General features: G+C 61.8%; 10 protein-coding genes and 1 tRNA gene. 6 read left to right on the top strand and 5 right to left on the bottom strand.

Features of this window, described 5'->3' with window-relative positions:
* Positions 1 to 26 precede the first annotated feature (26 nt).
* The 3 genes from ABIE49_RS01020 to ABIE49_RS01010 all read left to right on the top strand — a co-directional run bounded on the left by ABIE49_RS01020 (position 27) and on the right by ABIE49_RS01010 (position 3,472).
* Complete coding sequence (locus ABIE49_RS01020) at positions 27 to 1,091, top strand: branched-chain amino acid ABC transporter permease (RefSeq protein ID WP_192736045.1); 1,065 nt, start codon at positions 27 to 29, stop codon at positions 1,089 to 1,091.
* 69 nt (positions 1,092 to 1,160) lie between these two features.
* Positions 1,161 to 2,528 (top strand): ABC transporter substrate-binding protein, encoded by a 1,368-nt coding sequence (locus tag ABIE49_RS01015; protein ID WP_192736044.1) that lies wholly within the window; start codon positions 1,161 to 1,163, stop codon positions 2,526 to 2,528.
* A gap of 95 nt (positions 2,529 to 2,623) precedes the next feature.
* A complete protein-coding gene (locus ABIE49_RS01010; RefSeq protein WP_192736043.1) occupies positions 2,624 to 3,472 on the top strand; it encodes an ABC transporter ATP-binding protein in 849 nt (282 codons plus the stop codon).
* A gap of 103 nt (positions 3,473 to 3,575) precedes the next feature.
* On the opposite strand, the gene ABIE49_RS01005 is transcribed toward ABIE49_RS01010, so the two are convergent.
* From ABIE49_RS01005 to ABIE49_RS00995, 3 genes are all read right to left on the bottom strand, one after another.
* A tRNA-Lys gene (locus ABIE49_RS01005) sits at positions 3,576 to 3,651 on the bottom strand.
* 148 nt (positions 3,652 to 3,799) lie between these two features.
* The gene (locus ABIE49_RS01000; RefSeq protein ID WP_192736042.1) at positions 3,800 to 6,478 is read right to left on the bottom strand and encodes a glycosyltransferase; all 2,679 of its coding nucleotides are present in this window, start codon (positions 6,476 to 6,478) and stop codon (positions 3,800 to 3,802) included.
* Positions 6,479 to 6,685: 207 nt separating this feature from the next.
* Positions 6,686 to 7,261 carry a beta-1-3, beta-1-6-glucan biosynthesis protein gene (locus tag ABIE49_RS00995; RefSeq protein WP_192736041.1) on the bottom strand — a complete coding sequence of 192 codons (576 nt, stop codon included), beginning with the start codon at positions 7,259 to 7,261 and terminating at the stop codon, positions 6,686 to 6,688.
* Between the two features lie 340 nt (positions 7,262 to 7,601).
* Here ABIE49_RS00995 and ABIE49_RS00990 point away from each other — a divergent pair, with 340 nt between their 5' ends.
* Positions 7,602 to 9,227, top strand: a complete 1,626-nt coding sequence (locus tag ABIE49_RS00990; protein ID WP_192736040.1) for a glycoside hydrolase family 17 protein — start codon at positions 7,602 to 7,604, stop codon at positions 9,225 to 9,227.
* On the opposite strand, the gene ABIE49_RS00985 is transcribed toward ABIE49_RS00990, so the two are convergent.
* Complete coding sequence (locus ABIE49_RS00985; RefSeq protein ID WP_192736039.1) at positions 9,187 to 9,567, bottom strand: hypothetical protein; 381 nt, start codon at positions 9,565 to 9,567, stop codon at positions 9,187 to 9,189. The two genes, ABIE49_RS00990 and ABIE49_RS00985, sit on opposite strands and share 41 nt — an antisense overlap.
* Before the next feature lie 145 nt (positions 9,568 to 9,712).
* On the bottom strand, positions 9,713 to 11,122 hold the full coding sequence (locus tag ABIE49_RS00980; protein ID WP_192736038.1) for a hypothetical protein: 1,410 nt from the start codon (positions 11,120 to 11,122) through the stop codon (positions 9,713 to 9,715).
* 169 nt (positions 11,123 to 11,291) lie between these two features.
* On the opposite strand from ABIE49_RS00980, the gene glmU reads away from it, so the two are divergent.
* Positions 11,292 to 12,650: a bifunctional UDP-N-acetylglucosamine diphosphorylase/glucosamine-1-phosphate N-acetyltransferase GlmU gene (gene glmU, locus ABIE49_RS00975; RefSeq protein ID WP_192736037.1), complete on the top strand. Its 1,359-nt coding sequence runs from the start codon at positions 11,292 to 11,294 to the stop codon at positions 12,648 to 12,650.
* A 1,642-nt stretch (positions 12,651 to 14,292) separates the two neighbouring features.
* Positions 14,293 to 15,246 carry a DNA-methyltransferase gene (locus ABIE49_RS00970; RefSeq protein WP_192736036.1) on the top strand — a complete coding sequence of 318 codons (954 nt, stop codon included), beginning with the start codon at positions 14,293 to 14,295 and terminating at the stop codon, positions 15,244 to 15,246.
* Positions 15,247 to 15,248: the final 2 nt, after the last annotated feature.

Here is a 15,248-nt window from a genome sequence, read left to right as displayed (position 1 = left end):
CGACCCGGCCAACCAAGGATACAAGCATGTTCTACAGAGAAGCCGGCCAGTTCCGCACCAGCTACGCGCAGGACTCGCAGATCCTGCCGCTGCGGCAGGACCGCATCGGCATGGCGATCCTGTTGGTTGCCGCCGCACTGATCCCTTTCGTGGCCAATGCTTATTGGCTCAGCGCGATCCTGATCCCGTGGCTGATACTGTCTCTGGTGGCGCTCGGTCAGAACATCCTGATGGGCTATGCGGGTCAGCTCTCGCTCGGCTCCGCCGGCTTCATGGCCGTCGGCGCCTTCGCTTGCTACAATTTCATACTGCGCGTGCCCGGCATTCCGTTCGTCGCTGCGGTCGTGCTGTCGGGTATCTGCGCCGCGCTCGTCGGCATCGCCTTCGGCCTGCCCAGCTTGCGCATCCGCGGCCTGTATCTCGCCGTGGCGACCCTCGCGTCGCAGTTCTTCATCGTATGGTCGCTCGACAAATTCGCGTGGTTCAAAAACTACGATCCGGCAGGCGTCATCACCGCCCAGAAGATCATGATACTGGGCCACGACTTCTCCAGTCCGCGAGAGAAGTACTGGGTGGTTCTGGTGTTCGTGCTGGTCCTGGCGCTGCTTGCCAAAAACATGGCCCGTGGCAGCGTGGGGCGCGGCTGGATGGCAGTGCGCGACATGGACGTTGCCGCGGAGGTGACGGGACTTTCGCTGCTGCGCACCAAGCTGCAGGCCTTTGCGATCAGTTCATTCTACTGCGGCGTCGGCGGCGCGCTGTTTGCATTCGCGTATCTGCAAACGGTGGAGCCTTCCGCGTTCACGATCGAGCTGTCGTTCCGAATCCTGTTCATGGTCATCATCGGTGGCCTCGGTACCATCATGGGCTCGTTCCTGGGGGCCGGCTTCATTCTGCTGATGCCGATCTTTCTCAACGTGTTCTTCCACGCCGTGTTCGGCAAATCAGTCGATGCGAGCATCGCCTCGGCGCTCGAACAGATCATCTTCGGGGTCATGATCATCGCGTTCCTGATTTACGAGCCGCTGGGGCTTGCGCGGCTCTGGCAGCTCACAAAGGAGCGGCTGCGCCTGTGGCCGTTCAAGCACTAGATCGATTCGACGGATCAACAAGAAGAAACGGTACACGTCAAACGTATCGCAACATCGGGAGGAACTAGGATGCTTAGCAAGAAGATACTTCGCCGGGGATTGTCCGGGGGCGCGGCCGCGGGTGCCATCCTGGCAGCGGCAATCGTGTCCACGCCAGCGATGGCTCAGCAACCGGAACAATATTTTCCGGTGGCAAGCATGCGCGTCGGTCCCTACAACGCCATGGGCACCGGTATTTTCGGCGGGGTTATCGACTATCTGAACTACGTTAACATCAAGCACGGCGGCGTGAACGGCGTGAAGCTCGTCTACGAAGAGTGCGAGACGGAATACAACGCGGCCCGCAGTGTCGAATGTTACCAGCGCCTCTTGAACAGAGGCGATCAGAAGATGCTGCTGTGGGATCCCTATGGCACGCCACTGGCCTATGCGGTGATCGGCCGTGTAGCGGCCGATAACGTGGTGCTGGCGCAGGCCGGGTACGGCCGCACCGACGCCGCCGACGGTCGCGTTTGGCCGTGGGTATTCGGCGCGACCGCCAATTACTGGTCGCAGATCGCCATGAAGCTGAACTTCATCCAGCAGAAGGAAGGCGGCATCGAGAAGATGAAGGGCAAGACGATCGTGCACCTTCACATCGACACAGCCTACGGCCGCGAACCGCTCCCGGCGATGCGCCAGATCGCGAAGGTCTGGGGCGTCAACCTGATCGAAATCCCGATTGCTCCTCCGGGCCTCGAGCAGCAGTCGCAATGGCTGCAGATCCGCCAGGCGAAGGCCGACTGGGTTACGTTCTGGGGCGCCGGCGCCGGCATGAGCGGCACGGCCCTCACGACCGCGGCCCGCGTCGGCTTCCCGCGTAACAAGATCATCTTCGTCACCTTCGGCGGCGCCGAAGAAGACATGATCGCCGGCGGCCCACAGGCAAAGGACACCAACGTTGTCGCGATGGTCTTGCCGGGCAAGCAGTTCCCGCTGATCGCCGACATTGAGAAGGTCCTGTACAGCGAAGGCGCTGGCAAAGGCAATATGCAGAACCCGGCCCGCGTCGGCACGATTTACTACAATCGCGGGGTCATCGCGGCGGTCAACTACGTCGAGGCGCTGCGTAATGCGCAGAAGATCCACAACAAGGTGGGCAAGCCGGTCAACGGTGCGGAATTCCGCGATGGCTACGAAGCGCTCGATTACACGAGCGAGGCGAAGCGCAAGGAGCTCGGTATCGACGGCATGCTTCCGCCCTACAAGCTGACCTGCCGTAATCACGAGGGGGCCGGCACGTTCCACATGATGCAGTGGGACGGAGCCAAGTTCCAGATCGTGACCAAGGACTGGATGGGAGCGAACGATCCGAAGATGATCCGCGCGCTGATCGAAGAGTCCGCGGAAAAGTACGCCAAGGAAAACAACATCACCTTGCGCGACTGCCCGAACTGATCGGCTGAAGATGACTTTGGAAGAAAGACTTGGGATGGGAGGGCCGTGCCCTCCCATCCTTCAACTCCGCGAAGTTTTCACCGAGGTAAATCGCCATGAACGTCGCTTTGAAATCCGCTGCCGATCGTCCCGCCGCCACTGGCGCCGGCCCGATCCTTGCGGTGAAAAACATCGAGGTGATCTACAATCAGGTGATCCTCGTGCTGCGGGGGGTTTCTCTCGAGGTGCCGCAAGGCAAGATCGTGGCGTTGCTTGGCGGCAACGGCGCCGGCAAGAGCACGACGCTGAAATCGATCTCGACGCTATTGGCATCGGAGCGAGGTGCGGTGACCAAGGGATCGATCGAATTCCGCGGTCAGCGAACCGACCAGCTCACGCCCGGCGAACTGGTCGGTATGGGTATGGTGCAGGTGATGGAGGGACGGCGCTGCTTCGGCCATCTGACGGCCGAGGAAAACCTGATTACCGGCGCCTATGCGCGGTCGATCAGCAGGGCGCAGCTGCGCGAGGACCTTGACCGGATCTATGCTTACTTTCCGCGGCTCAAGGTGCGCCGGACCAGTCTTGCGGGTTACACGTCGGGCGGCGAGCAGCAGATGATCGCGATCGGCCGCGCGATGATGGCGAAGCCGAGCATGCTGCTGCTCGATGAGCCGTCGATGGGCCTGGCGCCGCAGATCGTGGCCGAGATCTTCGAGATCGTTCGCGACCTCAACCAGAAGGAAGGCGTCAGCATCCTGCTGGCCGAGCAGAACACCAACGTCGCCCTGAAATACGCCGACTACGGCTACATCCTGGAAAGCGGCCGTATCATGATGGACGGCCCGGCCAGGGCTTTGGCGGAGAACAAGGACGTCAAGGAGTTCTATCTCGGGATGTCTTCGGATGGCCGCAAGAGCTTTCGCGACATGAAGTCCTACCGCCGCCGCAAGCGCTGGGTTTAACCGCGTCGCGGATGCAGATGATCAATGGCCAGCGGTCGGTGGTCTTGCGCGCTCGGGCGGCATCCGCAGCGAACCGCCGGAATTCAAGTTTTGGCCGATTTCATGGTGAGCGCGGAGGGACTCGAACCCTCGACCCCATGATTAAAAGTCACGTGCTCTACCGCCTGAGCTACGCGCTCACTCGACGCGCTGTGTAGGGGGCGGACCCCTGCGGGTCAATAGCACCGGCGCCAGAAAATGATGGGCTGTGCGATCCAAATTCCTGAGGTTCGGCTTGCGGTTAGTTCGGCTTCTTCAAGCAGGCTGCGCCGATCGATTCACCGTCCGTTAATTGGCTTCCCGGCGAATCTCGGATGCGACCGGCTGGGAGGGGCGCGCGACCGTCGGCAGCCGGACCGGCCGGATCCCGATCAGTTCCGCCGTCCGCACCGCGCTGTTGCGCCAGAAGGCGAACGAGTTGGTGCGGGAATTTTCCAACAGCGCGATCGCGACCGCAGCCAGGAACGGCAGGCTTTGCAACACCAGCACGGCAGCGAACACGTAGATTTCGTGCACCTGCTTGTACCCGTTCGTGACGACCAGCACGGCAGCGCCAATCAGCAGCAGCACGCCGATCACGGCTTCCCAGAACGCCTGGAATTCGATCGACATCCGCGACAGGCCGCCCTTGGAGGTGCGGGCAAAGGCGAGGTGCTCGGTTATCAGGCCCTGGGCAACGGCGCGCGACACGGTCCATTGCACGCTCATCGCCGCGATCATGGCGCCCAGCATCTGGCCGGCCTTGATCTTCACGCGCAGGCGATAGAGCGCGATGAAATGCACCAGCGAGACGACGAACGAGGCGATGATCGGAAATGTCAGGATCTTGTCGGGAACGGCGATGTCGGCAAACGCCACGATCGGAACCCAGATCAGATTGAGGATCGCAACCACCACGCCAAGGCTCTCGGCGCCGAGCCAGTTCAGCCAGCCGAGCGAGAATTCCCGGCGTTGATCGGGGGTAAGCCGGCTTGCGCCGGGCAGGAAGCGCCGCCAGTGCTTCTTGACGATCTGGAAGCCGCCATAGGCCCAGCGATGGCGCTGCTTCTTGAACGCTTCATAGGTGTCGGGCAGCAGGCCCTCGCCATAGCGGACGTTGGTGTAATGCGTCAGCCAGCCCTGTTGCTGGATGGTCAGCCCGAGATCGGTGTCCTCGCAGATGGTGTCGCTGGACCAGCCGCCAGCCATATCCATCGCGGAACGGCGGATCAGGCACATCGTGCCGTGCACGATGATCGCGTTGAACTCGTTGCGCTGGACCATGCCGATGTCGAAGAAGCCGGCATACTCGCCGTTCATGATGTAGTGCATCAGCGAGAGGTCGCCGTCGCGATGCTCCTGCGGCGCCTGCACCAGGCCGACGCGCGGGTCCGCGAACACAGGGACGAGGTCCTTCAGCCAGTCCGGATGCACGACATAGTCGGCGTCGATGATGCCGATGATTTCGGCGTCCGCCGCGGTGCGCTCCATCGCGATGCGAAGCGCGCCGGCCTTGAAGCCCTGCACCTTCTCGGCGTTGATGAACTTGAATCGTTCACCGAGCGTACGGCAATGATCCTGGATCGGCTGCCAGAATGCCGGGTCGGGCGTGTTATTGATGATGCAGACGCATTCGAAGTTCGGATAGTCGAGCCGCGACACCGCATCGAGCGTCTGCTTCAGCATCTCGACCGGCTCGAAATAGGCGGGAATGTGGATCGACACCTTCGGGAAGGCGACGTTCTCGCCGATGGTGGCGGGCGCCAGCGGCGCGCTCTTGGTAATCAGCCGGCGTGGGCCGCGGCCGAAGGCGACCGCCGCAATCTCCTCGATTCGCGCCATCGCGATCAGGACCAGCGGCACCAGCAGGATCAGGCCCAACGTCAGCGCGAAGGCCGAGCCGAATACGAAATAGTGCCCATCCCAATAGGCAAACACGGTGGCCGTCCAGGCGCCGACGCCGTTTGCCGCGGCCGACAAGATAACGGCCTGCATGACTGTCGGGCGGTCGAGGCGCAGGATCGGCAGCGATAGCAGGATGCCAACGAGAACGGCGATCAGCGCGAGCTTCCAGTAGTTCTCGTTTACGATCGGGCCGGTCCAGGCGAATTTCGGTTCGCGCGACGCGTTCAAAATGCCCCAATAGGGGCCGACGCCGCCTTCGAAGAATTTCCAGGGCTGATCGATCGCCTCGACGATGTTGTAATCCATGCCGATCGCGTCGGCCCGGGCGACGAAGTTGCGCAGCACGGAAGCCTGCTGGAACGGGCCCGGCTCGGCATTCCTCAAATTATAGCCCGCGCTCGGCCAGCCGAATTCGGCGATGACGATCCGCTTGCCCGGGAATTTCTCGCGCAGTAGCTGGTAGAGGTAGACCGCCTGGTCGACGGCCTGCTTGTCCGTGAAGTTTTCCCAATAGGGCAGCACGTGGGCGGCAATGAAGTCGACGGACGAGGCCAGTTCCGGATTGTCGCGCCAGATGTTCCAGATCTCGCCCGTGGTAACGGGAACATTGACCGATTTCTTGACCCGCTTGATGAGGTCGATCAGGTCCTCGACCTTTTGCTCGCCGCGGTAAATCACTTCGTTGCCGACGACGACGCCAATGACATTGCTGTTGCGCTTGGCGAGGCTGATCGCCGCGTCGATTTCGCGTTCGTTGCGGTCGGAATTCTTGTCGATCCAGGCGCCGACCGTGACCTTGAGGCCGAATTCGGCAGCGATCGGCGGAACCAGTTCTACGCCGCCAGTCGAGGAATACAGGCGGATCGCCCGCGTCATCGTCGACAGCTTCTTCAGGTCGGCGCGGATTTTCTCGACTTGCGGAATATTGTCGACGTCGGGATGCGCAGATCCCTCAAACGGCGCGTAGGAGACACTCGGCAAAATGCCGCGGAAATCGGGCGCCGGCTGCTTTTCCTGGAACAGACCCCACAACGCAGCGTGAGCTGCAGTCACAAACAGCAGAACGGCGACGACGGCGCGCATCGGTGGTTAAACCATAACGGGGCCTGCATGGGGGAAAGCGAACCCGTCCCCTAGGTTCGACCGGCACGGCGGCGAGATTAAGGATAATCCTGCCGCACGAATTCACAACTGATATGACGCCATGGCGTTTTAAGGGCGCGGACTTGAACAAACGCTGAATAATCCCGTTCGTTCCGTGCGAGCGTTGCCGTTGGTCCGACTGGCGATTTACTTCGCCGGTGCGGGGCTGGCGCTGGGGGCCGGCGAGGGGGATGCGGCTGGCGCTGGCGCCGCATTGCCGGCGGCCGCCGGCGCGGCCGGGCTGGCGGCAGCTGCAGCCGCCTGGGGCTGGGCCCCCGGATTGATCCAGCAAGCGTGGATACGGCTCGACAGGGTTTCGGCGACCTTGGGGTCGATCTGGCCGCCAAACCGGGTCAGGCAACGGAAGGTGGCCTGAACGTGGCCGCCGGGGCAGCCGAACCGGTCATAGAGGTCGAGGTGCCGGAACGCGGTATCGAGGTCGTCGAGCCACATCAGGCGGACGACGCGGCGGCCGAGCCAGACGCATTCCGGGTTTCCGGCCGGACCGTTGATGGCCTGCGTGGCCTCGACGAATTCGTCGGTCTTGCGCTGGTTGTCCCGGTTCACGTCGGCCGCATTGGCCGCCGGGGGCTTGCCGGGCTGGTCCGGGGCGGGGGTGCCGCTCTGGGCCAAAACCCCGCCTGATCCGATCAGGAGGACAAGGCCTGCAACGGCGAGGTGGCGCAAAACCGCACTTTTGAGATCAGGCCCACTTCGACGCATACATTCCCCGACTTGTTACATGGCCGCTGAATTACCGAAAAGGCAATTCCCACGGCTCGTGATGGCTTGGCTAGTTGCCGTCCAAATAGGTCTCCATTGCGGCGGAGACGCTGCCAGATTCCCATGACGGTTATTTCGGAATTTGTCCAGCAAAGTCACAACTTTATCGTCACGTGGTAAAATCGTCGCAGGGAAGAGGTGGAGGAGGACTTTGATCTGCCCTTTGGACTAGCACTGGACCAGCTCTTTGGATGAGCTGTTTGGATTAGGTCTATCCTCCTGATAGATCACTCTTGGCAGAACGCCGGTGACCGGCTAATCGACGGTCCCCGCCCGGAGGATGGAACCGATTTCTTCTCGTACGCCGCTGGCGCTTCTCCTGACATCGCTAGGTATGATCGCGGCTTTGTGGTGGTGGCTGGCCACCCCGATCACGCTCGTGCGCGCCCCGATCGATCCCAACGCTAAATTGCAATGCGTTTCCTATGCGCCGTTCCGGGGCGAGCAGACGCCGCTGGTGCCGACCACCCATATCGATGCCGAACAGATCACCCAGGATCTGACGCAACTCGCCAAGATCACCGATTGCGTGCGCACCTATTCGATTGAGAACGGGCTCGACCAGGTTCCGGCCATCGCCGCCAAGGTCGGGCTCAAGGTCATTCAGGGCATCTGGCTCAGCAGCAACCGGATCAAGAACTATTCGCAGATCGCTATCGCGGTCGGCCTGACCAAGGAATATCCGGGGGTCATTACCGCGCTGGTGGTCGGCAACGAAGTGCTGCTGCGCGGCGAGATGACGACGTCGGATCTCGCGGCCTACATCCGCGCGGTCAAGCCGCAGGTCACCATTCCCGTCACCTATGCCGATGTATGGGAATTCTGGCTGCGCAACCGTGAGATCTACGACGCCGTCGACTTCGTCACGATTCATATCCTGCCGTATTGGGAAGACATGCCGGTGCGCGCAAAGTTTGCCGCCTCCCATGTCGATTCGATCCGCAAGCGGATGGCGGTCGCCTTTCCGGGCAAGGAGATCCTGATCGGCGAGACCGGTTGGCCCAGCGCCGGGCGGATGCGCGAGGGCGCGCTGCCGTCGCGCACCAACCAGGCGCGCGTGGTTTCCGAAATTCTCGACCTCGCCAAGCGCGAAGGCTTTCGCGTCAACCTGATCGAGGCCTACGACCAGCCGTGGAAGCGCCAGCTCGAGGGCACCGTCGGCGGCTATTGGGGCCTGATCGACGCGGCGCAGCGGGCGGTGAAGTATCCGCCCGGTGAGTCCATCAGCAATTTTCCGTTCTGGAAGCTGCAGATGGGATGCGGCATGGCGCTCAGCTTTTTCGTGTTCCTCGCGGGCTGGCTGACGTTGCGACGGCGGCCCTGGCAGCCGCGGCTGGCCGCCTGGCTCGCGGTCGGCACCTCGGCGACGATTTCCGGCATGCTGCTCGGCGTCGCCGCCGACAAGATGTTCTATGAGAGCTACGGCACCGGCGGCTGGCTGCAATGGGGCGCGCTGCTGGCGGCCGCGATCGCATCGCCGATGCTCTGCGCCAACGCTGCGATGTCGGGACGGCCGCTGCCGACCTTCCTCGAATTGCTCGGCCCGCGCGATGGCCGGACCGGATCGGTGCTGTCCGTGCTGCTCGGCCTGACGCTGGTTGTCGCCACGGTGATCGGCGCGGAGACCGCGCTCGGTTTTGCGTTCGATCCGCGCTATCGCGATTTTCCGTTCGCTTCGCTGACCATGGCCGTGGTGCCGTTTGCCGCCTTGATGCTGGTCAACCGGCCGAAGGAGGGCACGCGCCCGATCGCCGAATCGGCCTTTGCCGGACTGCTCGTGGTGGCCACGCTCTATATCGCGTTCAACGAAGGCCCGCAGAACTGGCAGGCGATGTGGACGTGCGCGATCTACTTCCTGCTCGCGCTTACGCTGTGGCGGGCGCGGGCCGCGCAAACCCCAAAATAAGCAGCCCGATCGCGATCCCCGACAGCACGACATTATAGAGCACGATCCCGAGCCCGGCTGCGATCAGCCCGCCGGTCAGCAGCACGATCGACGGCCGCATCACGTGAAGCACCGCGATGATCAGGGCGACGATGCCGAACACCGAATTCTTGAACAGGGTGGTGGCGAGCGTGCGGGCCTTGCAGATCATCGTCTGCAGGCCGGCGTCGCACGCCAGCGCGACGGTCGAGAACTCGACCGCGAGATAGCGCAGATAGAGCGCGTAGCCGACGGTGATGAAGCCGACCACCAACAGGAACTGCACCTGATAGGGCGTCAGCCGGAACGGAGTTTTTTTCACAGCGGCATTTTCTCGAGCTTGGATGGATGGATGGCGGGGCGAATATGGTCGGGAATGGCCGCCGGGACAAGCCACCACAGGACATTAAGGGGTAGCAAAAACAGATCAGAGTCTGGCCGCAACCCCTTGTATTGCAATGAAATATCTATTGGCCCCGCTTGCCGAACCAGGACGAGACCGCGGTCGTTGCCGACGTTTCCGGCTTCTTTGCCGGGTCCTCCACGACGACGGCCGCTCGTTTCGCCACCGCACCCCGCCGGCGCGGTGCGGGTTTTGCGCCGGGCGCTGGCGCCGGGTTGTCGCCGGTCAGCGACAGCCGTTGGCCGTCGAAGATCGCCGTCTCGCAGTTCCGCTTGTTTTCGGTCAGGACGGCGCAGATCCGGGCGGCAGCTCCGGCGTCGTTGATGGGACCGGCCACCAGCCGAAGCTGCATGCCGAGCCCGTTGGTGCTTTCCTTGATCACGATGATCGGGCGGAGCGCGGCAAGCGGCGCGTTCGATCTCGATTTCAACAGCCCGCGCCACAGCGCGCGCAGGCCGGGGACCGAATTGGCGGTACCGAGATCGACCCCGAATTGAGTCCGTTGGATTGCAACCTTCGGACCGGTTTCCTCGTCGGTCTCGGCGTCCGTGCCAGGAGCGGCCGCCATCACTTCCGGGATCGGGCTCGCGATCACCGAACTCAGGGGCTTGCTGGGTTCGACCAGTTTGGTGGCGGACGGATCGGGCGGCGCCATGAACGACTGCGAGGCGACCAGCGGCGTAGCCGGCGTCGCAGCGTCGGCCTTCACAGCTTCGATCTTCACGGTATCGATTTTCGCCGTATCGGACTTAACCGCTTCAGGCTTTACCGCCTCAGCTTTGGCCAATTCAGGTTTGGCGGCTTCAGACCTTATCGGGTCGGTCTTCTTTGCTTCGATCTTCGGCAGCTCGGTCTTGATGGTTTCCCTGGCGGTCTCCTTGCCAAGGTCTTTAGCCGGATCCTTGGCAACGGATGAAACCGCCGCCGGGCCGGGTTCGGCAGCAATTGGATTGGCAACGGGTTTGTCAGGCGTTGCCGCAGCCGTCTGCGTCGTCACCGGCGCGACGGTGGGGGCGGGAGTTTGCGCGGCCTGGATAGCCTGGGGCTCGGCCGGCGAAGCCGCAGCGGGCGATGCCGCGGCGGAATTCTGGCGTGCGATGGACCCGGTCACGGAGTCCAGCCCGCGTTCCAGGCCGGTGACGCGGGCATAGAGCCGGTCGCGATCGCTGTTGAGCGTATCGATGGCCGCGGCGAGCCGCCGCGCCTCGCGTTCCGTTTGATTGGCAACATTCTGGATCTGCTGCGCTCGCTGGCTGAGATCGGTCGCGGCCATCTGGTCGCGCTTCCATCCAAACTGGGTCTGGTTGGCCATCACGGCGACGACGACCGCGGCCACCGCACCGACGCCCCACGATCCGAGCCGCCACAGCGCGCGGCGGTCGAGATCCTCTTCCTCGGCCAGAAAGCCGCTCAGCACGCCGCCGGTATCGTCCGTCTCGAGGCCGCCAGCGCGATGGTCGGAATTCCTGGCCAAACGTCCTTGGCCCTCCCGAGGCCTGCCGAATCACAGGTCAAACATTAACAGGAATTCTGCCATGATCTTGAATCCGGAACTTTGCGGGACGGCGAATCGGGTTTCCACTCACAGCGAAAACACCTAAAGACGGCGCCGTTGCCTTTGGCCTGATATTTGAGGACTTCTCATGACTGCTCGATCCAGCCTGACGGTGGTGCTCGCGGCCGGCGAGGGGACGCGGATGCGCTCCTCGCTGCCCAAGGTGCTGCACCCCGTCGCCGGCCAGTCGCTGCTGGCGCATGTGCTGAATGCCGCCCCGAAAGGCGCGGGCGCCTCGGTCGCCGTCGTGATCGGACCGGACCACAAGGCGGTCGCCGACGAGGTTGCGCGGATACGCCCCGATGCCGCGACCTTCATCCAGCGCGAACGGCTCGGCACCGCGCATGCGGTGCTGGCGGCCCGCGAGGCGCTGGTGCGTGGCGCCGACGACCTGATCGTCGCCTTCGGCGATACGCCTTTGATATCGGCCGAGACCTTTGCGCGAATGCGCGCGCCGCTGGAGACGGGCGCAGCCCTCGCCGTGCTCGGTTTTCGCGCCGCCGACCCGACCGGTTACGGCCGCTTGCTGATCGAAGGCGATCACCTGGTGGCGATCCGCGAGCATGCGGATGCCAGCGCCGAGGAGCGCAAGGTGACGCTGTGCAATGCCGGGGTGATGGCGTTCGACGGCAAGAAGGCGCTCTCGATCCTCGAGCGGATCGGCAATGCCAACAGCAAGGGCGAGTATTACCTCGTCGATGCGGTAACTCTCGTCAGGGACATGGGATTGGAGGCCGTCGTGATTGAAACCAGCGAGGATGAAGTCCGCGGAATCAATACCAAAGCTCAGCTCGCCGAAGCCGAAGCGGTCATGCAGGCGCGGCTGCGCAAGGCAGCGCTCGACGCCGGCGTGACGCTGATCGCGCCGGAAACCGTGCATCTTGCCGCCGACACCACCTTCGGCAACGACGTCACCATCGAGCCGTTCGTGGTGATCGGTCCCGGCGTCACCATCGCCGACGGCGCGGTGATCCATTCGTTCTCGCACATCGTGCAGGCCTCGATCGGCAAGAAGGCGTCCGTCGGCCCGTATGCGCGGCTGCGGCCTGGCACCTCGCTCGGCGATGGCGCGCGGATCGGCAATTTCGTCGAGACCAAGGCCGCTCACCTCGAAGCCGGCGTCAAGGTCAACCATCTCTCCTACATCGGCGACGCCCATGTCGGCGCCAATTCCAACATCGGCGCCGGCACCATCACCTGCAACTATGACGGCTTCTTCAAGCACAAGACCACGATCGGCGAGGGCGCTTTCATCGGCACCAATTCGTCGCTGGTGGCGCCGGTGAAAATCGGCAAGGGCGCCTATATCGGTTCGGGCTCGGTCATCACCAAGGACGTGCCCGACGATGCGCTGGCCGTCGAGCGCAGCCCGCAGAACAACCGCGACGGCGGCGCGGCGCGCTACCGCGAGATGAAGCTGCGGGCGAAGGCGAAGAAGGAAGGTTGAGGGCGAGGACACGAGCTCTCTCCACGTCATTGCGAGCGCAGCGAAGCAATCCATATTTCCGCTTGCTGAGGCATGGATTGCATCGCTGCGCTCGCAATGACGGGGGATCGTGCGACTCCACACGCAGCTGTCGTCCTCCGCGAAAGCGGGGGACCCAGTACGCCGCGGCTTCTCGGTTCAATCATTGCGGTCTCTGGAATACTGGGTCCCCGCCTTCGCGGGGACGACAATTGTGGGTGTGACACACCTCGACGTTCTCGCGACGCATTGCGCCCGAGCTTTGCCTAGAAATTCTCCGCCCTCTCCAATCAGAGGGCGCAGGGAATGCCGGATGCGCGCTGCACCCGCGGTCTCGTGTGCGATTGTGCTAAGAAAGCTGCACACGAGCATACAGGGCAGCGGAGAGCATCCGACATTCCCTGCGCAATGGCTTTACGGCTTATAACGCGCTCTCCCCGGTGAGACGGCCTCTATTGCCACCGTCGCCTCGCAGATCGCTCCGCAAGACTTGACGCCGTTACGGGCGCCAGGACCACACGCTTTCGCCGTACGCTTCAGCCGCGACCGTCCATCGCAACTGTTACGTCCACCGCAGCCCGCCCCTCGTCGTGACGACGGCCGACGCCCCTCTGAGTGGGACGGGATAACGCAAACTCGTAGAGATGATTTGCCCGACGGCGAAAGCGAAATATTTTTTGTTTCGGGGCTTGACACGATTTCCGTAAATCAGAAGTGATTTGCCCGTCGGGTTGTTTTGTCGCAGTCAGCGTCCGTGCGGCAGATCACGGAAGTCTTGTGTTGCAGTATTGGTGCGAGGCGTCGGGGGTGCCCGGGTATCGGACGTCTCGATCTTCTTGGGATGGACGGAGCAGGGAGGCGGCTAGGATTGATTGCCGGGGATCGAGGCTAGGGATCGCTCCGGACGTCTCACGCCCTCGCCCTTCTGCGGGAATAGGGCAAAGAAAAAGGCTCCCAAAACGGGAGCCTTGTTCGTCTGGAGGGGCGGACTTGCCTAATTCTGCCAAGACCTCGATCCGGAGGACAGGGCTGCATTCTTCGACACCCAATATCGGATCATGCCCATTAGATCGCGGGGAGAATATCCGAGGGTCTTGCAAGCCCGCAGACACGCATCAACGCTCTTGGTCTTCATGTAATAAGCTTTGACGCGTTTAGCTCCTGAGGATCGCAGATCCGGACGAGGAGTCATGACGACCTTATGTTTCGTAGCCATCGGTTGTTCCCTTCCATGAATGAGGCTCGCATTTTAGACCATTTGCTCACGAAATGGGGAGCACTCAGAGTCATTGTTAGGGGATCGTGGATGGGAGCTCTGGGAGAGAGTTGATTGTCGGGATTGAGGATTGGGGGAGGCGGAGTAGCGCATGCTACCGTGGAGGATCGGCGGAGGGGCCAATCACCGCCATTAACGAAAGTATATTGCGACTGCAAGTTGCAACGATGCGCGCGGTATGATCTGCTTGGAGTTTGAGACTTTCAACAGGGGTGGACTTAAATCACTCCGCACTGTTTGGAGGGCGGGCGGGGGCGTCAGCGGATTTCGTGTGGACAAGCGTGTTATTCGCTAGCATCCGCAGAAATTGCAATACTCCCCGGAGGCAAACGATTCGGGGCGAACCAGTTGCTACAGATTACGTCACCAAAGATCATCCCGACTGCAACATTTCTGAAGGGAGATGTGTTGGCGGTCTTGGAAACGCTACCGAAGGCAAAATACGACCTGATCGTCACGTCTCCGCCGTACAATATCGGAAAAATATACGAGCGTTCTACAAAGCTGACATTCGAAGAATACGTCGAATGGCTCGATAAGATCATCGGCAAGTTAGTCGACGCGGTTCAGGAACACGGAAGTATCTGTTGGCAGATTGGGACGTTCATCAAGAACGGCGAGGTCTTCCCAATCGACATTTACACATACGACAGCTTCAAACGGCGAGGTATGAAGCTGCGGAACAGAATTGTCTGGCGTTTCAATTTCGGGCTCCATTCGAAGAGGCGATTGTCTGGAAGGTATGAGACGATCCTCTGGTTCACAAAGTCCGATGACTATCGCTTCAACCTCGACGCAGTGCGCGTGCCGCAACTTTATCCTGGCAAAAGGCACGCCAAGAGCCGGGCGAAACAATCCGGACAGCCGAGCGGAAATCCGCTAGGCAAAAATCCATCAGACTACTGGGAATTCTCAGCCGAAAAACATCTCCAGCGCGATCCAGTCTGGGACATTCCAAATGTAAAAGCCAATCATCCTGAGAAGACAATCCATCCTTGTCAATTTCCGGTCGAGCTTGTCGAGCGATGCGTTCTCGCATTCACCGACCCGGGCGACACGGTATTGGACCCCTTTATGGGAACGGGAACGACGGCCATTGCTGCGATGATGCACAATCGCCATGCTGTCGGCATTGATAAGGATAACGCCTTCATCAAGATCGCTCGCAGGCGAGTAAAGCAACTATCCGATGGAACGCTAAAAGTCCGTCTCAGCGGAAAGAAGACGCATCAGCCAAAGCAGAGCAACAAAGTCGCGCGAGTGCCCAACGAATGGAAATCTCTCCCAAAGCGCGAGCTTTGATG

Source organism: Bradyrhizobium sp. OAE829, from assembly GCF_040546575.1.
Lineage (GTDB): Bacteria > Pseudomonadota > Alphaproteobacteria > Rhizobiales > Xanthobacteraceae > Bradyrhizobium.
This window is presented reverse-complemented; position numbering and strand designations above follow the sequence as displayed.